Annotated in this window: 13 protein-coding genes; 8 read left to right on the forward strand and 5 right to left on the reverse strand. The window is 71.6% G+C overall.

Annotated features, from left to right (window positions below):
* The first annotated feature begins 17 nt into the window (after positions 1 to 17).
* Both ACFTZC_RS21005 and argF read left to right on the forward strand, forming a co-directional pair.
* Complete coding sequence (locus tag ACFTZC_RS21005; RefSeq protein WP_382891838.1) at positions 18 to 1,250, forward strand: arginine deiminase; 1,233 nt, start codon at positions 18 to 20, stop codon at positions 1,248 to 1,250.
* A 121-nt stretch (positions 1,251 to 1,371) separates the two neighbouring features.
* The gene (gene argF, locus ACFTZC_RS21010) at positions 1,372 to 2,397 is read left to right on the forward strand and encodes an ornithine carbamoyltransferase (RefSeq protein WP_382891840.1); all 1,026 of its coding nucleotides are present in this window, start codon (positions 1,372 to 1,374) and stop codon (positions 2,395 to 2,397) included.
* 60 nt (positions 2,398 to 2,457) lie between these two features.
* Here argF and ACFTZC_RS21015 read toward each other — a convergent pair whose 3' ends face one another.
* Positions 2,458 to 2,868, reverse strand: a complete 411-nt coding sequence (locus ACFTZC_RS21015) for an ATP-binding protein (protein ID WP_365809476.1) — start codon at positions 2,866 to 2,868, stop codon at positions 2,458 to 2,460.
* 324 nt (positions 2,869 to 3,192) lie between these two features.
* Here ACFTZC_RS21015 and ACFTZC_RS21020 point away from each other — a divergent pair, with 324 nt between their 5' ends.
* Both ACFTZC_RS21020 and ACFTZC_RS21025 read left to right on the forward strand, forming a co-directional pair.
* Positions 3,193 to 4,023 carry an enoyl-CoA hydratase family protein gene (locus ACFTZC_RS21020; RefSeq protein ID WP_382891842.1) on the forward strand — a complete coding sequence of 277 codons (831 nt, stop codon included), beginning with the start codon at positions 3,193 to 3,195 and terminating at the stop codon, positions 4,021 to 4,023.
* A 2-nt stretch (positions 4,024 to 4,025) separates the two neighbouring features.
* Positions 4,026 to 6,371: a bifunctional salicylyl-CoA 5-hydroxylase/oxidoreductase gene (locus ACFTZC_RS21025; RefSeq protein WP_382891844.1), complete on the forward strand. Its 2,346-nt coding sequence runs from the start codon at positions 4,026 to 4,028 to the stop codon at positions 6,369 to 6,371.
* On the opposite strand, the gene ACFTZC_RS21030 is transcribed toward ACFTZC_RS21025, so the two are convergent.
* Both ACFTZC_RS21030 and ACFTZC_RS21035 read right to left on the reverse strand, forming a co-directional pair.
* Positions 6,358 to 7,194: a PaaX family transcriptional regulator C-terminal domain-containing protein gene (locus ACFTZC_RS21030; RefSeq protein WP_382891846.1), complete on the reverse strand. Its 837-nt coding sequence runs from the start codon at positions 7,192 to 7,194 to the stop codon at positions 6,358 to 6,360. The genes ACFTZC_RS21025 and ACFTZC_RS21030 overlap by 14 nt on opposite strands.
* Before the next feature lie 4 nt (positions 7,195 to 7,198).
* A complete protein-coding gene (locus ACFTZC_RS21035; RefSeq protein ID WP_382891847.1) occupies positions 7,199 to 8,887 on the reverse strand; it encodes an AMP-binding protein in 1,689 nt (562 codons plus the stop codon).
* 99 nt (positions 8,888 to 8,986) lie between these two features.
* Here ACFTZC_RS21035 and ACFTZC_RS21040 point away from each other — a divergent pair, with 99 nt between their 5' ends.
* Both ACFTZC_RS21040 and ACFTZC_RS21045 read left to right on the forward strand, forming a co-directional pair.
* Positions 8,987 to 10,150, forward strand: a complete 1,164-nt coding sequence (locus ACFTZC_RS21040) for an acyl-CoA dehydrogenase family protein (protein ID WP_382891848.1) — start codon at positions 8,987 to 8,989, stop codon at positions 10,148 to 10,150.
* Positions 10,147 to 10,545 (forward strand): RidA family protein, encoded by a 399-nt coding sequence (locus tag ACFTZC_RS21045; protein WP_382891850.1) that lies wholly within the window; start codon positions 10,147 to 10,149, stop codon positions 10,543 to 10,545. Before ACFTZC_RS21040 ends, ACFTZC_RS21045 begins: the two co-directional genes overlap by 4 nt.
* A 61-nt stretch (positions 10,546 to 10,606) precedes the next feature.
* Here ACFTZC_RS21045 and ACFTZC_RS21050 read toward each other — a convergent pair whose 3' ends face one another.
* Positions 10,607 to 11,185, reverse strand: coding sequence for a helix-turn-helix domain-containing protein (locus ACFTZC_RS21050; RefSeq protein ID WP_382891869.1), 579 nt, complete (start codon positions 11,183 to 11,185; stop codon positions 10,607 to 10,609).
* Between the two features lie 84 nt (positions 11,186 to 11,269).
* Between ACFTZC_RS21050 and ACFTZC_RS21055 the strand changes: the two genes are divergently transcribed.
* On the forward strand, positions 11,270 to 12,127 hold the full coding sequence (locus tag ACFTZC_RS21055; protein ID WP_382891853.1) for a class I SAM-dependent methyltransferase: 858 nt from the start codon (positions 11,270 to 11,272) through the stop codon (positions 12,125 to 12,127).
* A gap of 37 nt (positions 12,128 to 12,164) precedes the next feature.
* Here the strand turns inward: ACFTZC_RS21055 and ACFTZC_RS21060 are convergent, their stop codons facing one another.
* Positions 12,165 to 13,997: a hypothetical protein gene (locus ACFTZC_RS21060; protein ID WP_382891855.1), complete on the reverse strand. Its 1,833-nt coding sequence runs from the start codon at positions 13,995 to 13,997 to the stop codon at positions 12,165 to 12,167.
* A gap of 289 nt (positions 13,998 to 14,286) precedes the next feature.
* Here ACFTZC_RS21060 and ACFTZC_RS21065 point away from each other — a divergent pair, with 289 nt between their 5' ends.
* Positions 14,287 to 17,652, forward strand: coding sequence for a S8 family peptidase (locus tag ACFTZC_RS21065; RefSeq protein ID WP_382891857.1), 3,366 nt, complete (start codon positions 14,287 to 14,289; stop codon positions 17,650 to 17,652).
* Positions 17,653 to 17,792 lie beyond the last annotated feature (140 nt).

Below are 17,792 nucleotides of genomic sequence, written 5' to 3' on the forward strand. Positions count from 1 at the left end.
CGCGCCAGGATGGGGGTATGGGATTCCATGTCGACTCCGAGACCGGGCGGCTGCGCCGCGTCATCCTGCACCGCCCCGATCTGGAGCTGAAGCGCCTCACCCCCGAGAACAAGGACGCGCTGCTCTTCGACGACGTGCTCTGGGTGCGCCGGGCCCAGGAGGAGCACGACGCGTTCGCGGCGGTCCTGCGTGACCGGGGGGTCCAGGTCCATCTCTTCGGGGATCTCCTCGGCGACTGCCTCGCCCTGCCCGAGGCGCGCCGTCTCGTCCTGGACCGGGTCTTCGACGAGAAGGAGTACGGTCCGCTCGCCACCGGCCACCTCCGGGAGATCTTCGACGGGCTGCCGACGCCCGAGCTGGTGGAGGCGCTGGTCGGCGGGTTGACGAAGCGGGAGTTCCTGGAGCGGCACGAGGAGCCGACCTCGGTCCGGTTCCATGTGATGGCACTGGACGACTTCCTGCTCGACCCGCTGCCCAACCACCTCTTCACCCGTGACACTTCCGCCTGGATCTACGACGGCGTCTCCATCAACGCCATGCGCTGGCCGGCCCGGCAGCGCGAGACCGTGCACTTCGAGGCGATCTACCGGCACCACCCGCTCTTCGGGGTGGAGTCCGCCGGGGCGTTCCACCACTGGTCGGAGGGGCAGGACGACTACCCCTCCACCATCGAGGGCGGCGATGTCCTGGTCATCGGCGAGGGCGCCGTACTGATCGGGATGAGCGAGCGCACCACCCCGCAGGCGGTCGAGATGCTGGCCCGGGGGATGTTCGCGGCCGGTTCCGCCACCACGATCGTGGCGCTGGACATGCCCAAGCGGCGGGCGTTCATGCACCTGGACACGGTGATGACGATGGTCGACCACGAGACGTTCACCCAGTACGCGGGGCTCGGCATGCTCCGCTCGTACACCATCGAACCGGGCGGTGACGGTACGGAGCTGAAGGTCACCGATCATCCGCCGGAGCACATGCACCGGGCGATCGCGGCGGCGCTGGGGCTGCCGGAGATCCGGGTGCTCACCGCGACCCAGGACGTGCACTCGGCCGCCCGTGAGCAGTGGGACGACGGCTGCAACGTGCTCGCCGTGGAGCCGGGTGTCGTGGTGGCCTACGAACGCAACGTCACCACCAACACCCATCTGCGCAAGCAGGGCATCCAGGTGATCGAGATCCCGGGCAGCGAGTTGGGCCGGGGACGGGGCGGCCCGCGCTGCATGAGCTGCCCCGTCGAGCGGGACGCGGTCTAGAGCCATGGGCCCCTTACGGCGCTGCCCGCGCGTCAGTCTGTATAGCAATGCAGATCATCGTATATAGTTCCAATCTCGGCTTATTTTCCCACTCATGATTCGCGCCACAGGAGCAGCCACCATGGCCATACACCTCGAAGGCCGCCATTTCCTCAAGGAGCTGGACTTCACGGCCGAGGAGTTCCGCGGCCTGATCGATCTGGCCGCCGAGCTGAAGGCGGCGAAGAAGGCGGGCACCGAGGTGCGGCGGCTCGGCGGCCGGAACATCGCGCTGATCTTCGAGAAGTCCTCGACCCGCACGCGCTGCGCGTTCGAGGTGGCGGCGGCCGACCAGGGCGCGTCGACCACGTACATCGACCCGGCGGGCTCACACATCGGCTCGAAGGAGTCCGCGAAGGACACGGCCCGTGTCCTCGGCCGCATGTTCGACGGCATCGAGTACCGCGGGGCGGGTCAGGCGACGGTCGAGGAGTTGGCCGCGTACGCCGGGGTCCCCGTCTTCAACGGTCTGACGGACGACTGGCACCCCACGCAGATGCTCGCGGACATGCTCACGATGACCGAGCACAGCCCCAAGCCGCTGCCGGAGATCGCCTACGCCTATCTCGGCGACGCCCGGTTCAACACGGGCAACTCGTATCTCGTCACCGGCGCCCTGCTCGGTATGGACGTACGGATCGTCGCGCCGCGCGCCTACTGGCCCGCCGACGAGATCCTGACCCTGGCCCGCGAGGCGGCCGAGGTCAGCGGTGCGCGGCTCACCCTCACCGAGAACGTCACGGAGGGTGTGGCCGGCGCGGACTTCGTGGTCACGGACGTCTGGGTGTCGATGGGGGAGCCCAAGGAGGTCTGGGACGAGCGGATCACGGCGCTCGGCCCGTACGCCGTGACCATGGACGTGCTGCGCGCGACCGGCAATCCGGACGTGAAGTTCCTGCACTGCCTGCCCGCCTTCCACGATCTGGGAACGGCGGTCGGCCGTGAGATCCACGCCCGGCACGGGCTGACCGAGCTGGAGGTCACCGACGAGGTCTTCGAGTCGGCGCATTCGGTCGTCTTCGACGAGGCCGAGAACCGGATGCACACGATCAAGGCGGTGCTGGTCGCGACGCTGGCGAAGGGCGAGTCCGGGAGCGTCGCGCTCTAGAGTCCGAGCCGGCCGATCCGGCCCGAGCCTGCTCGATCCGGTCCGGGCCGGACGGCACTCCTAGACGGCGGGCAGGGTGAACCAGACCGCCTTGCCCTGGTCCGTGGTGCGGTGGCCGCAGGCCGAGCTGAGCGTGCTGATCAGCAGCAGGCCGCGGCCGTCCTCCTGCCAGGGGTCCGGCATCGACCCGGGGTGCGTCAGATTGCCCGGGGGTGCCGGGTCACCGTCGTGGACCTCGACCTGACAGCCGGTCGGCAGCAGCTCCACGACCAGCTCGATGGGGTGGTCCCCGGTGGTGTGCTGGATGGCGTTGGCGACCAGCTCCGCCGTGAGCAGTTCCGCCGTCTCGCTGTGGGTGGGCTCGTCCAGATGGGCCAGCGCCGAGCGGACCAGGGCACGCGCGAGCGGTACGGCTTCGGCGCTGTGCGGCAGCGTGACTCTCCAAGGAGAGGCATCGGCGGCTTCTGGCATGGGGGGCGGTCCGATCGGGGCACGGTCGCGGCCGTGGTGGGGGACGGGGGCGATGGGAGAAATCGCTGGCGCGTTCAACCATACGGAGGGTGAGCGGGCTGACAAGGGGCGGCGGCCTGCCGGACTTGGGACCTATGTCCTGTGCCGGGCGGGACCTTTGTCAGCCTACGGGAGGCATGTCGCGACCATGTCACAGGTCTATCGCGCCCTCGTGACGGCGGTCACGTACGAGTGATACCGTTCCGTGGCGAGCCTGTGACAAGGGCCGTACATCGGTGGTGGCCGCCACCGCGGCCCACGGCGCTCGCCGAAGGAGGCCGCTCCATGAGCCCGTTCTCCGGTTCCGCGCCCCGCACCCAGGACTGGCGCCATCTACGGCTCGTACGAGGTGACGACGGAGTCGCCACCGTCACCCTCACCCGCCCCGACAAGCTCAACGCGCTCACCTTCGGCGCCTACGCCGATCTGCGCGACCTCCTCGCCGAGCTGTCCCGGGAGCGTTCCGTACGGGCCCTGGTGCTGGCCGGTGAGGGGCGCGGCTTCTGCTCGGGCGGCGATGTCGACGAGATCATCGGCGCGACGCTCGGCATGGACACCGCGCGGCTGCTCGACTTCAACCGGATGACCGGTCAGGTCGTCCGGGCGATCCGTGAGTCTCCCTTCCCGGTGATCGCCGCCGTGCACGGGGTGGCGGCCGGCGCGGGCGCCGTCCTCGCGCTCGCCGCCGACTTCCGGATCGCGGATCCCTCCGCCCGGTTCGCCTTTCTCTTCACCCGCGTCGGACTCTCCGGCGGCGACATGGGCGCGGCCTACTTACTGCCCCGCGTGGTCGGCCTCGGCCACGCGACCCGGCTGCTGATGCTCGGTGAACCCGTCCACGCGCCCGAGGCCGAACGGATCGGCCTGATCAGCGAGTTGACCGAGGACGGACGGGCCGACGGGTGCGCCGCGGAGCTGGCGCGGCGGCTGGCCTCCGGCCCCTCGCTGGCGTATGCGCAGACCAAGGCGCTGCTCACCGCCGAACTGGACATGCCGCTCGCCGCGGCCGTCGAACTCGACGCCGCCACCCAGGCGTTGCTGATGCACGGCGAGGACTACGCCGAATTCCACGCCGCGTTCACCGAGCGGCGGCCCCCCAAGTGGCAGGGGAGCTGACGATGGCGGCAACGGCGGACCCCGTACCCCACACCGCACCCCGTGTACCGGCTCCGGCAGCGGACACCGCGCACGGTGTGCGGCGGGTCGCCGTCATCGGCGGCGGGCCCGGCGGGCTGTACGCGGCGGCCCTGCTCAAACGGCTCGACCCCGCCCGCGAGATCACCGTCTGGGAACGGAGCGCCCCCGACGACACCTTCGGCTTCGGCGTCGTCCTCTCCGACGAGACCCTCGGCGGTATCGAGGACGCCGACCCCGTCGTGCACCGCGCGCTCCAGGCCGAGTTCGTCCGCTGGGACGCCATCGACATCGTGCACCGCGGCCGTACGCTCACCTCCCGCGGCCACGGCTTCGCCGCCCTCGGCCGGCGCCGGCTGCTGGAGATCCTGCACCAACGGTGCGCGTCCCTCGGCGTACGGCTCCTCTTCCGTGCGGAGGCCCCGCCCGCCGAGCGGCTGGCCGCCACCCACGACCTGGTGATCGCCGCGGACGGGGTGCACAGCCGTACCCGTGAGGCCCACGCCGAAGTCTTCGCCCCCACCGTCACCACCCACCGCTGCCGCTACATCTGGCTCGCCGCCGACTTCGCCTTCGACGCGTTCCGCTTCGAGACCGCCGAGACCCCGCACGGGGTGATGCAGCTGCACGGCTACCCGTACTCCCCGCACCACAGCACCGTCATCGTCGAGATGCGCGAAGAGGTCTGGCGGGCCGCCGGCTTCGCCGCCCTGGACGAGCGGCGGTCCACCGAACGGTGCGCCCGGATCTTCGCGGACGCGCTCGGCGGACGCCCGCTGCGCTCCCACGCCTCCGCCTGGACCGCGTTCCGTACCGTGACCAACGGCCGCTGGAGCCACGGCCGTACGGTACTGATCGGCGACGCGGCGCACACCGCCCACTTCTCCATCGGCTCCGGCACGAAGCTCGCCGTCGAGGACGCCCTCGCCCTCGCCGCGTGTATCGAGGAGCGGCCCGACCTGCCGGCCGCGCTCGCCGCGTACGAGAGCGAACGCCGCCCCGTCGTCGAGTCCACCCAGCGCGCGGCGGCGGCCAGCCTGCGCTGGTTCGAGGAACTGGCCACCTACACCGACCAGCCGCCGCGCCGGTTCGCCTTCGGGCTGCTCACCCGCAGCCGCCGCGTCACCCATGACAACCTGCGGCTGCGCGACCCGGAGTTCACCCGGGCCGTGGAGCGGGACTTCGGCTGCCCGCCCGGCACCCCGCCGATGTTCACGCCCTTCCGGCTGCGCGGACTGACCCTGCGCAACCGGATCGTCGTCTCGCCCATGGACATGTACGCGGCGCGCGACGGGATGCCCGGGGACTTCCACCTCGTCCACCTCGGCGCCCGCGCGCTCGGCGGCGCCGGCCTCGTCATGACCGAGATGGTGTGCGTCAGCCCCGTGGGCCGGATCACCCCCGGCTGCACCGGGCTCTACACCCTGGAGCAGGGCGATGCCTGGCGCCGCGTCACCGACTTCGTCCACACCTCCTCGCCCGGCACCGCCATCGGCGTCCAGCTCGGCCACGCGGGCCGCAAGGGCTCCACCCGGCCGATGTGGGAAGGCACGGACGAGCCGCTGCCCACGGGCAACTGGCAGGTGTGGGCCGCCTCGGCGCTGCCGTACCGACCCGGAATCAGTCAGCTGCCGAAAGAGCTGACGATCCGTCAACTCGACACGATACGGGAGCAGTTCGCATCCTCTGCCCGGCGGGCCCGGCGCAGCGGCTTCGACCTGCTCGAACTCCACTGCGCCCACGGCTATCTGCTCTCCGGCTTCCTCTCGCCCCTGACCAACCGGCGGACCGACGCCTACGGCGGATCGCTGGCGGGCCGGCTGCGCTTCCCGCTCGAAGTCTTCGACGCGATCCGCGCGGACTGGCCCGACGACCTGCCCATGACGGTCCGGATCTCCGCCACCGACTGGGCCCCCGGCGGCACCACCGCCGAGGAGGCCGTCGAGATCGCCCGCGCCTTCACCGCGCACGGCGCCGACGCCATCGACGTCTCGACCGGCCAGGTCGTCGCCGATGAACGCCCGGAGTTCGGCCGCTCCTACCAGACGCCGTTCGCCGACCGGATACGCAACACCCTGCACGTCCCGGTGGTGGCGGTCGGCGCGATCTCCTCCTGGGACGACGTCAACTCGCTGCTTCTGGCGGGCCGTACGGACCTGTGCGCCCTCGCCCGGCCCCATCTCCACGACCCGCAGTGGACCCTGCACGCGGCGGCGGCCCAGGGGTACGAGGGTCCGGGCGCCCCCTGGCCGCTCCCGTACCGGGCGGGCAGCCGCCCACCGCCGGCGGGTCGCGCCGACGCGCCGAAGCCGCGGCTCACCCTGCGCTGACCGGCGGCGTCACGAACGCGAGGCCCGCGTCCCGCAGCTGGGCGTGCAGCCGGGCGAACACCTCGGCGGAACGTTCCCCCGGCCAGTCGCCCGGCAGGAGTTCGGCGGGCAGCCCCGGGTCCGCGTACGGCAGCTGCCGCCAGGAGTCCAGGGCCAGCAGATAGTCCCGGTAGGCGTCCCGCGGCGCGCCCCCGGCCGCCGCGGGGCCCGCGCCCTCCCAGCGGCGCAGCACCGGCTCGTGCGCGGCGAGGAACGCCTCGTGCCGGCCGGCGATCGCCGGCAGGTCCCACCAGCGTGCCACCGCCTCGGCGGTCGCCTCGAAGCCGAGATGCCGGCCGCCGAACAGGTCGACGTACGAGTCGAGTTGGAGCCGCCGCAAGGTGTGGCTGGTCTCCTCGTGCAGCCGCCCCGGGGCGATCCAGACGCCGGGCGCGGCGGTGCCGAAGCCGAGCCTGCCCAGCCGGGAGCGGAGCAGATGGCGCTTGTGGCGCTCCGCCTCCGGGACGGTGAAGACCGCGAGCACCCAGCCGTCGGTGAGCAGCGGCGCGGGACGGGCGTAGATCCTGCGGTCCCCGTCGTCGAGGAGCTGGCGCGCTTCGCCCGACAGCAGGTATCCGGCCGCGCCCGCCGCCGTACGCGCCGGGACCAGCAGTCCGCGCCGCTTGAGCCGGGAGACCGCCGAGCGCACCGAGGGCGCGTCCACGCCGACCGCGTCGAGCAGCCGGATCAGCTCCGCGACGGGGAGCGGCGCGCCGTCCGGGGCCCGGCCGTACGCGCCGTACAGGGTGACGATCAGGGATCGGGGGGTGTGCTGCTCTGCCACGTGATCACTTTAGGTGCCCCGCCTCCGCTCCGGCGGCCGGCGGGTCGGCCGGGTCGGCCGGGTCCTGGGCGCGCAGCAGGTAGCGCTGGAGTTTGCCGGTGGCGGTACGGGGGAGCGCGTCCAGGAAGACGAAGACACGCGGGCACTTGTACGGCACCAGCCGGGCGGTGACGAACTCCCGCAGCGCGGCGGCCATCACGCCCTCCCCGTCCGCGGCGGCGCCGTGCCGCAGGACGACGTACGCGGCGACGAGCTGGCCGCGCAGCGCGTCCGGACGGCCGACGACCGCCGCCTCCACCACATCGGGGTGGGCCAGCAGAACCTCCTCGACCTGCGGCCCGGGGATGTTGTACCCGGCAGAGATGATCATGTCGTCGGCGCGGGCGACATAGCGGAAGTAGCCGTCGGGCTCGCGCACATAGGTGTCGCCGGTCAGATTCCAGCCGTCCCGCACATACTCCGACTGGCGCGGATCGGCGAGATACCGGCACCCCACCGGGCCCCGTACGGCCAGCAGCCCCGGCTCCCCGTCGGGCACCGGCGCCCCCGCCCCGTCCACCACGCGCGCCTGCCACCCGGGCACCGGCACGCCCGTGGTGCCGGGTCTGATGGCCTCGTCCGCCGCCGAGATGAAGATGTGGAGCAGCTCGGTCGCCCCGATGCCGTTGATGATGCGCACTCCGGTGCGCCGGTGCCAGGCGTGCCAGGTCGCGGCGGGCAGATTCTCACCGGCCGAGACACACCGGCGCAGACTGGACACGTCCGGCGCCCGCGATCCGGCCTCCTCAAGTGCGTCGAGCATCACCCGGTAGGCGGTCGGCGCGGTGAACAGGACCGACACCCCGTGCTCACCGATCGCCGCCAACAGCCGCCTCGGCTGCGCCTGTTCGAGCAGCAGCGCACACGCCCCGGCCCGCATCGGGAAGATCACCAGCCCGCCGAGCCCGAAGGTGAAACCGAGCGGCGGGCTGCCCGCGAAGAGATCCCCGGGCCCGGGACGGAGCACCTCGCGCGAGAACGTGTCCGCCACCGCCAGCACATCGCGGTGGAAGTGCGCGCACCCCTTGGGCCGCCCCGTCGTCCCCGAGGTGAACGCGATCAGCGCCACATCGTCCGCCGCGGTCTCCACCGCCGCGTACCGCTCCGGCTTGGCGCTCGCCCGGCGCAGCAGATCCTCCGGCCCGTCCCCGCCGTACGCCGTGATCCGCAGCCCCGGCACGTCCGCCCCGGTCAGATCCCCCAACGCCCGTACGTCACACAGGGCGTGGCGGATCCGGGCGATCTCGCACATGGCGGTGAGCTCGGGCGCCCGGTGCTGCGCCAGAACCGTGACGGCCACCGCGCCCGCCTTCAGCACCGCGAGCCAGCACGCCGCCAGCCAGGTCGTGGTGGGCCCGCGTAACAGCACCCGGTTGCCGGGCACCACCCCCAGATCCTCCGTGAGCACATGGGCGATCCGGTCGACGTGGCCGCGCAGTTCACCGTACGACCAGACCTCGCCCACCGCCGTACGGAAGACGGGCCGGTCGGGGCCGAACCGCTCGGCCGTACGGTCCAGCAACTCGACCGCGCAGTTGAGGCGTTCGGGAGGACGCGCCCCGCGCGGGAGCGGAAGGAGCCGGGGCCACTGCTCCACCGGCGGCAGCTGGTCGCGCGGGAAGGTGTCGACGTGGGCGGTGTGAGTCGGCTCCATCGTTCGCCCCCTGACGGTGTGTGGGGTCGCTCATCGAGCGTATCGTGAAGTTGACGACAGTCAACGGTCCGCCATAGACGTGCTGGAAGTGGGGCCCGGATGCCCGTATTCTCGCTCGATCCGGTACAGACCGCGTGGTGCGCGGAGCTGCGCGCCCTGGCCGCGCGGCGGCTGCGCCCGCTCGCCGACCGGGGCGACCCCGGCCGGGTGAACCGCCCCCTTCTCGCGGAGCTGGGCCGACTGGGCCTGCTGGAGCGGGTGTTCACCTCCTCCGCGCTGGACCTCTGTCTGCTGAGGGAATCCCTCGCCCAGGGGTGCACGGAGGCCGAGACGGCGCTGGCGCTCCAGGGGCTCGGCACCTGCCCCGTCGTCCTGACCGGTACGGAGTCCCAGCGCGCCCGGTGGCTGCCGGAGGTGTCCGCCGGGCGCGCGGTCGCCGCGTTCGCGCTGAGCGAGCCGGGCGCGGGGTCGGACGCGGCGGCGCTCACCCTGCGCGCCGAGCCGGACGGCCACGGCTGGCGGCTGACAGGGGAGAAGCGCTGGATCTCCAACGCGCCCGAGGCGGACTTCTACACGGTCTTCGCCCGGACGTCCGAGGGAGCGGCCCGGGACCCGGTCCCGGTCCCGGCCTCGGATCCGGCTCCGCGTTCGCGCCCCGGTTCGCGGGGGGTGACGGCATTCCTCGTCCCCGCGGGCCGCCCGGGGCTGACCGGGTCCCCCATCGAGATGCTCTCCCCGCACCCCGTCGGCGCCCTGGTCTTCGACGCGGTGCCCGTGACCCGCGAGGACGTCCTCGGCGAGGTGGGCCGGGGCTTCCGTACCGCGATGACCACCCTGAACCGGTTCCGGCCCAGTGTCGGCGCGTTCGCCGTCGGCATGGCGCAGGCGGCGCTGGACGCGACGCTGGAACACACCGCCACGCGCACCGCGTTCGGAGGCCCGCTCAAGGACCTCCAGAGCGTCGCGCACCAGGTCGCGGAGATGGCGACCAGGACCGAGGCGGCGCGCCTGCTGGTGTACGCGGCGGCCTGCGCGTACGACACCGGCGCCCCGGAGGTGCCCGCGCGCTCGGCGATGGCGAAGCTGTACGCCACCGAGGCCGCGCAGTACGTCGTCGACGCGGCCGTCCAGCTCCACGGCGCCCGCGCGCTCCAGCGCGGCCATCCGCTGGAACACCTCTACCGGGAGGTCCGCGCGCCACGGATCTACGAGGGCGCGACCGAGGTCCAGCGCACGATCATCGCGAAGGAGCTGTACGGATGAGCCCCGAGCGCGTCAACCCCGCCGGGCTCGCGCCCGCCACCGGCTTCTCGCACGCCGTGGTCGCCACGGGCGGCCGGCTCGTGCTGCTGGCCGGGCAGACCGCTCTCGACGCCGACGGGAAGCTCGTCGGTGCCGCTCTGCCCGAGCAGTTCGCCACCGCCCTCGGTAACTTGCTGACCGCGCTCGCGGCGGCCGGTGGCGCGCCGGGCGATCTGGCCCGGGTCACGGTCTACGCCACCGATGTCGCGGAGTACCGCGCGCACGCGGCGGAACTCGGCCGGATCTGGCGCGGGCTGGCGGGCCGCGACTACCCGGCGATGGCGGTGGTCGGTGTCGTACGCCTGTGGGACGAGCGGGCCTTGGTGGAACTGGACGGCATCGCGGTCCTGCCCTGAGGGCGGGCCGCGCGGATCGGCGGACGCGCGGGGGCGGTCCGAGCCCGGCGCGCCGTCCGGTTCACGGGCTCGGGCGGAGGTGGTCTCGTACGCCGTTATGGTCGCGTACGCCGTTGTGGTCGCGTTCGCCGTTGTGGTCGAGGATGCACAGGACCTCGGCGGGCCCGCGGTCGGAGCGCAGGGTGTGCGGGGTCAGGGTGGAGAAGGAGGCGGCCTGCCCCGCCTCGACGCGTACGACGCGTTCGCCGAGGTAGAGGACGACCGTGCCGGACAGCACGGTGAGCCAGTCCCGGCCCGGGTGGACTCCGAGGTCGCCCGGCGCGACGGCGCCCGCCGGGTCGGTGACGCGCAGCTTGGCGACGGTCCGGCGCTGGGGGCCGTTGTCGCCGCCGAGGAGCCAGGTGGTCAGGCCCCGTTCCTCGTCGCGGTCGGGACGGATGACGACGCCGGAGTCGTCGGGGGACTCGACGAGCTGGTCGAGGGACGTGCCCAGGGCGCTCGCGATGGCGGTGAGCTGGTCGAGGCTGATGCGGCGGTGGCCGGTCTCGATCCGGCTGAGCTGGGAGGGGCTGATGCCGACGCGTTCGGCGAGGTTGTCCAGTGACCAGCCGCGTGCTGTGCGCAGGGACCGGATCCGCATCCTGACGAGGGTGTCGAGCGTCGATTCTTGCTTCACCGGCAAGAGCATATGACCGGCCGATGCTGATCGTCATACCGTCGGGGCATGAGCGAACACCCCACCGATCACGGTCATATCGGGCACGAGCATGCGAGCGGCTCCGACATCGCGATGGCGGAGATGCTGGAGCTGGACGCCGAGGTTCTCCAGCCGTACCTCAGGGAGCTGACCGGCTGGATCGCGCGTCTCGCCGACTCCGTCCCGGCGCGGATCATGGACATGGGCAGTGGTCCAGGCACCGGCAGTCTCGCACTCGCCGACCGGTTCCCCACCGCGTCGGTGACGGCCGTGGACCTCTCGCCCCAGATGCTGCACCGGCTGCGGAAGCAGGCGGCCGCGCGCGGCGTCGCGGCACGCGTCCGTACCCTGGAGGCGAACCTGGACGAGCCATGGCCCCTGCCGGACAAGGACGAGCCGTACGACCTGATGTGGGCCGCCGCCTTCCTTCACCACCTGCGCGATCCGGCCCGGACGCTGACCCGGGCGTACGGGCGGCTGCGGCCGGGCGGTCTGCTGGCGGTCACCGAGATGGACTTCTTCCCGCGCTTCCTGCCCGCGGACACCGGCGTCGGTAGCCCCGGGCTGGAGGCGCGGCTGCACGCCGTGACGAACACCGAGCCGCCGCACGCGTGGGACGGGACTCTCAGGGGCGCCGGCTTCACCGTGGACGAGCGCCGCCCCTTCGAGATCCGCCTCACCGCCTCCCAGGCCGGTCCGGCGTTGGGCCGCTACGCGCAGGTCTGCCTGACCAGGCTGCGCTCCCACGTCGGCGACGCCCTGGAAGCCGATGACCTGGCAGCCCTCGACACCCTCCTGGACCAGACCCATCCTCTCGGTATCGTGCGCCGCGGTGACCTGAGCGTCCGCACCACACGCACCACCTGGATCGCCCGCCGTCGGTAGGGCCTCTCGTCCGGATCGTGCTGGGCTCGCAGGGGCGTCACGAGGTGATCGGCGTGGTCTTCGTGCAGTTGGTGAACGGGACCCAGGGGCGCCCGCCGCCGCTCTGCGGGCCCGTCGCGTAGGTCGGGTTCCCGGTGATCTTCTGATTGCGCTCCTCGTGCGTGATGTCGATGCCGAAGAGCTTGAACCCGAGGTTGAACTGCCCGGCGGAGACACCGAATCCGATGCCGAGCGAGGCGTTCCACCAGTCGGTGTTGGCCTCGTAGTCCAGCCGCGTCAGCTTCCCCTTGTCGTGCAGCAGCCGCTCGATCGGGCCCGCCTCGTCGGTCAGCGGCTCGGCCGCCGAGGTGGGGGAGGGGATGGACCCGGTGGCCGGGTTGTCGCCGCGCCCGCGCAGCCAGTCCTCCACGGCCGTGCTGTCCGCGTCGTTGTCGAGCTTGACCTCGGCCGACTCGGTGTGGATGTTCGACTTGATGGTGCCGCCCCCGCCGCCGACGTCGATCGTCACCGGACCGGCGTTGGCGCCCCCGCCGACCTGGATGCCTGGCCCGTCCCCGTTCTCCTGGCTGGAGGTGATCACCAGCTTCTCGGGGTGGTGCGGCTGGTCGTCCTCCTCCTCCTGGTCGTAGGCGGCCGCGTCGTACGTGACGGCCACCTGCTGCATCCGGCTGCCCTTGGCCTGCGCGACCGCGCCGACCGTGCCGTTGAGGGAGAAGGTGTAGATGAAGGTGATCTTCCCGGCGTCGGGCCCGGTCTTGGCGCGCAGCACCACCACGTCCTTGCTCATCGCCCCGGCCAGCCCGTCGGCGGAGACATTGCCGACGTCCTTGGTGTCCTTGGCCTCGGCGATGACACTCTTGCTCTGGGCCTCCTTGACGAGCTTGTCCAGCGCCTCACCCTTCACCTTCGGGTTGTTCTTGGCGACCTCCTTGGCGATGGTGTCCTTGAGGGCCTTGACCGCCTTGTCGTCCTTGGCGAACGACTTGCCGAAACTCACCCCGCCGGCCAGCTCCGTGGTGGTCTTGGTGATGTCGACGTCGGGTGCCTTCTCCGGGTCGATGTCCGGCTTCTTCTTGCCGGCGTGGTAGCCGCATATCATGCCCAGTTCGGACGAACGCGGCCCGGCGGGACGGCTGTTGCACTTCTCAGAGGCCTTGAGGAATTCGGCGAACTGCTTGGCGTCCTCAAGGTTCGCCTCCAGATCGGCCTGCGGGTCGTCACTCTTGTTCCCGTTGAACAGCCACTGCCCGCCGCTGCCGCTGCCCTTCGTGTAACTGCCGCTCAGCGCGGCGCCACCGCCCCAGTCCTTCAGACCCGGGATGCCCGCGTCGATGCTCGCCGTGACGCCGCCGCCGACCTCGGTGACGCGCTCCAGGGTGACGGTGCCGTCCGACCACTGTTTGACCTTGACCTGCTCCGAGCTGCTGATCTTGATGAAGAGGATCTGCACCACGACCGTGGTCTTGGTCGAGTCCTCGGCGATCAGACACTTCGCGGGCTGGAACGGGTCGTTCTCGGGGACGACCGGATCGTCGTCCTCGCCGTCCCCGTCGTCCCCGTTCTCCCCGTCCCCGTCGTCGCCGTCCGCGGTGTCGACCTTCTCGCAGGACTCGGCCCCGCCCCACGGATTCATGGCACGGCACGCCGCGTACTGGAGCCCCGCGTTCTCGGCCCGGGACAGGGCGGTGACCGAGATGCCCCCGATGAGCAGGACCACCACACCGAGCAGGGCGAGGTACTCGATCCCCGTCTGGCCCCTGCTGTCGCGGGGGAGGAGGGACGGCCAACGCCTCGGACGTCCGCCGTGCCCGTGCTTCTCCCGCACGGGCACGGGCCCGTGCTTCTCGCGCACCCCATGGGAACGCCTCATCCGTACTCCTCACCCGTGCCGTCGCCGTTCACCCCGAGCGCGGGAAGCCTAAAGATGAACGTGGGCCCAACGGCAGGGTCCAAGGGCCCAGTTCAGGGCCCAGGTACAGACCTATGGCGGGGTGTCACGTGGGCCCCCGGGATGTCGGTGTGTTCGTCGGCGGCCCGTGCGGCGCGCGGGAGGATTTCTCGGATTCGAGCACCGGGTGAATGAACCGGTCGGTCTTTCCCACCGTCTTCAGAGCCGATCCGGGGGTTTGACCAATCTTTACTCCATCATTGGGGGAGAGTTGCACAGAAGCACACGCCGAGCGGGCGCGGCCATGGTCGCCGCACTGCTCACGGCGGGACTGACGACAGGCGCCGCCGCGGTCGGCCGTGACACGGCGGGGACCACCGCCGGGGACGCCGCCGCCATCCAGGCCTTCGAGGCCAAGGCGCGCCAGGCACAGAGCAGTTCGTCCGCCGTCACCCTCATCACCGGGGACCGGGTGCACGTGGACGCGAAGGGCCGGGTGTCCCGCGTCGAGCCCGCGGCGGGCCGTGAGGGCATCCGGATATCCGTGCGGCGGGTCGGTGACGCCACGTACGTCGTACCGTCCGACGCGGCGAAGCTGGTGGCCGAGGGCAGGCTGGACCGGCGGCTGTTCAATGTGACGGGGCTGATCAGGGACAAGTACGACGACGCGCACCGCTCGACGCTGCCGCTGATCGTCTCGTACGCGACGGACACGCGGGACAGGGCGCGGGCGAAGTCGGCGATCTCGGCCGCGGAGGTCTCGGTCCGGCGGAGCCTCCCGTCCGTCAGGGGCGAGGCGCTGACCGCGCCCAAGGACGATTCCGCCGAGGTCTGGAGCGCCTTCACGGCACCCTCCGCGGGGCGTGGCGAGGACCGTACGGTGGCGACCGGCATCGCCCGGGTATGGCTCGACGGCAAGCGCAAGGCCGGCCTGGACAGGAGTGTCGCGCAGATCGGCGCGCCGACCGCGTGGGGGGCCGGGTTCGACGGCAAGGGTGTGAAGATCGCGGTGCTGGACACCGGGGTCGACCAGACGCATCCGGACCTGAAGGGTGTCGAGGTCGCGCAGAAGGACTTCTCCGGGTCGGGCAACACCGTCGACCACGTCGGGCACGGCACGCATGTCGCGTCGACCGCCGCGGGCTCCGGCGCCAAGTCCGGCGGGAAGTACAAGGGCGTCGCGCCCGGCGCGAAGATCCTCGACGGCAAGGTGCTCGACGACAGCGGGTTCGGCGACGACTCCGGCATCATCGCGGGCATGCAGTGGGCGGCCGACCAGGGCGCGAGGATCGCCAACCTCAGCCTCGGCGGCGAGGACACCGTCGAGCACGACCCGCTGGAGGCGGCGGTCGACCGGCTCTCCGCGGAGAAGAACATCCTCTTCGTCATCGCCGCGGGCAACGAGGGCCCCGGAGCCGGCACGATCGGCTCGCCGGGCAGCGCGGCCTCCGCGCTCACGGTCGGGGCGGTCGACCGCGACGACGCGATCGCCGACTTCTCCAGTGTGGGTCCGACGGCGGACGGGTCGCTCAAGCCCGACATCACGGCGCCCGGTGTGGACATCGTCGCCGCGAAGGCCGCCCAGGGCCAGCTCGGCGATCCGGCCGCCGACGGCTATGTCTCCATGTCGGGTACGTCGATGGCGACGCCGCATGTGGCGGGGGCCGCCGCGATCCTCGCCCAGCAGCACCCCGACTGGAGCGGGCAGCGGATCAAGCAGACGCTGACCGCCTCCGCGAAGCCGGGCACCGGCCTGACGCCGTTCCAACAGGGCACCGGGCGCGCGGATCTCACCAAGGCGATCACCCAGAGCGTGGTGAGCGAGCAGACCTCGGTGAACTTCGGGCTCCAGCAGTGGCCGCACACCGACGACAAGCCGGTGACCAAGCAGGTCACCTACCGCAACACCGGCACCAAGGCGGTCACCCTCGACCTGTCGCTGGAGACCACCGGCCCCCGGGGCAAGCCCGCCCCCGCCGGCTTCTTCACGGCCGACACCAACCGCGTCACCGTCCCCGCGGGCGGCACCGCGAGCGTCGGTATCACCTCGAACACGCGGACCGGCAGTGTGGACGGCGCGTTCTCCGGCACCCTGGTCGCCAAGGCCACCGCGGGCGGTCAGAGCGTACGGACCTCCTTCGGTGTGATCCGTGAGGTCGAGTCGTACGACCTCACGATGAAGTTCATCGACACCAAGGGCAAGCCCGGCAACGCGCTGGCCACCGTCTACGGGCACGACGGCGACTTCTGGAAGAACGTCTCCGGCACCGGCAGCGCCAAGATCCGGGTCCCGAAGGGCACCTACCTTCTCGAAGCCCCCATTGACATCCCGAAGCCGGGCGGCGGCGACCCGGACGTGGCCCTGATGGTCCAGCCCGGGATCTCGGTCACGAAGAACGCGACGGTGACCTTCGACGCCCGCAAGACGAAGCCGGTCTCCATCACCGCCCCGGAGTCCGCGAAGGTGGGCGACGCCTACCTCAACTACCTGCTGGACACCCCGTCCACCGCGCTCGCCAGCACCTATTTCCTGGGCTCCTTCAAGGGCCTCAGGACCGCGCAGGTCGGCGCCGCGCTGCCCGCCGGGCAGTTCTCCACCCAGCTCAGCGGCTTGTGGCAGAAGGGCAGCACCAGCTACAACCTGCTCTACAACCGTCCCGGTTCGATGTACACCGGCTTCACTCACAAGACGGCCAAGAGCGAACTGGCCCAGGTGAACCTGAAGATCGGCGCCTCCGCCAAGAACCGCTACGGCACCGTCAACGCCTTCTGGTCCACCCCGTCGATGGGCCTCGGCACGGTCACCGCCCCGTTCCCGCTGCCCGGCACGGCGAAGACGTACGTCACCGCGCCCAAGGGATTCACCTGGCAGTTCGGCGTCGGCCAGCAGGGCCGCACGGAGGAAGACGGCGGTGAGGCGAACCTCGGCGACGACAAGGCCAGGACCTACCAGCCGAAGAAGACGTACGAGAAGGTCTACAACGTCGGTGTGTTCAGCCCCAAGGTCGACGCCGACAACCTCGCGCAGCGTCTCGGCAACGAAATGGCCGTCTGCGTCGCCGAGTTCGCGGACGGCGCCGGCCACCCCGGCTCCTCGTCGGTGACCAAGCAGCGGACCGTCATCAGCGCCGACGGCAAGAAGATCGTCGACGTGAACGGTAATCTCTGCCAGTTCACCGACGGGCTGCCCACGAAGTCGTCCCGCTACGTGATCAGCACCGATGTCTCGCGCTCCACCAAGGTCGCGGGCGTCAGCAGCCGCGTCGTCGCCGCCTGGAGCTACACCTCGAAGAAGGTCACCGGCGCGACGCCGGCGCCCCTGCCGCTCTCCACCGTCCGCTTCGTCCCGAAGCTGGACCTGGCGAGCACCGCCGCGGCGGGCAAGAAGCTGACCGTCCCGCTGACGATCCAGGGGCCCGCCGCCGGGAAGGGCTTCAAGTCCCTCGCCGTGCAGGTCTCCTACGACGGCGGCACGAAGTGGGTCAAGGCGCCGGTCACCACCGCGAAGGACGGCAAGAAGAGCCTGTCGCTGAGCCACCCGAAGAAGGCCACCTCGGTCTCCTTCAAGGCGAAGCTGACGGACAAGAACGGCAACACCTACGACGTGACCGTCCTGAAGGCGTACCTGCTCAAGTAGGCAGGCGGAAAAGGGACGTCACAGATCACCGGCCGCGGGGCGGGGGCCCGGGCCCACCGACCCCCGGGCCCGGCGGGAGCAGCGCCGCACCAACAGCCCGGGGGTGCGGTCACCCGACCCCACCCCCCCCCCGCGGTGGG

This window comes from Streptomyces sp. NPDC056987 (assembly GCF_042673865.1).
In the GTDB taxonomy this organism is placed as follows: domain Bacteria; phylum Actinomycetota; class Actinomycetes; order Streptomycetales; family Streptomycetaceae; genus Streptomyces.

Bases quoted from the DNA above. Each gene is read 5' to 3' on its own strand.
- ACFTZC_RS21005 (WP_382891838.1), top strand. From the start codon at position 18: ATGGGATTCCATGTCGACTCCGAGACCGGGCGGCTGCGCCGCGTCATC.
- argF (WP_382891840.1), top strand. From the start codon at position 1,372: ATGGCCATACACCTCGAAGGCCGCCATTTCCTCAAGGAGCTGGACTTC.
- ACFTZC_RS21015 (WP_365809476.1), bottom strand. From the start codon at position 2,868: ATGCCAGAAGCCGCCGATGCCTCTCCTTGGAGAGTCACGCTGCCGCAC.
- ACFTZC_RS21020 (WP_382891842.1), top strand. From the start codon at position 3,193: ATGAGCCCGTTCTCCGGTTCCGCGCCCCGCACCCAGGACTGGCGCCAT.
- ACFTZC_RS21025 (WP_382891844.1), top strand. From the start codon at position 4,026: ATGGCGGCAACGGCGGACCCCGTACCCCACACCGCACCCCGTGTACCG.
- ACFTZC_RS21035 (WP_382891847.1), bottom strand. From the start codon at position 8,887: ATGGAGCCGACTCACACCGCCCACGTCGACACCTTCCCGCGCGACCAG.
- ACFTZC_RS21040 (WP_382891848.1), top strand. From the start codon at position 8,987: ATGCCCGTATTCTCGCTCGATCCGGTACAGACCGCGTGGTGCGCGGAG.
- ACFTZC_RS21045 (WP_382891850.1), top strand. From the start codon at position 10,147: ATGAGCCCCGAGCGCGTCAACCCCGCCGGGCTCGCGCCCGCCACCGGC.
- ACFTZC_RS21050 (WP_382891869.1), bottom strand. From the start codon at position 11,185: ATGCGGATCCGGTCCCTGCGCACAGCACGCGGCTGGTCACTGGACAAC.
- ACFTZC_RS21055 (WP_382891853.1), top strand. From the start codon at position 11,270: ATGAGCGAACACCCCACCGATCACGGTCATATCGGGCACGAGCATGCG.
- ACFTZC_RS21060 (WP_382891855.1), bottom strand. From the start codon at position 13,997: ATGAGGCGTTCCCATGGGGTGCGCGAGAAGCACGGGCCCGTGCCCGTG.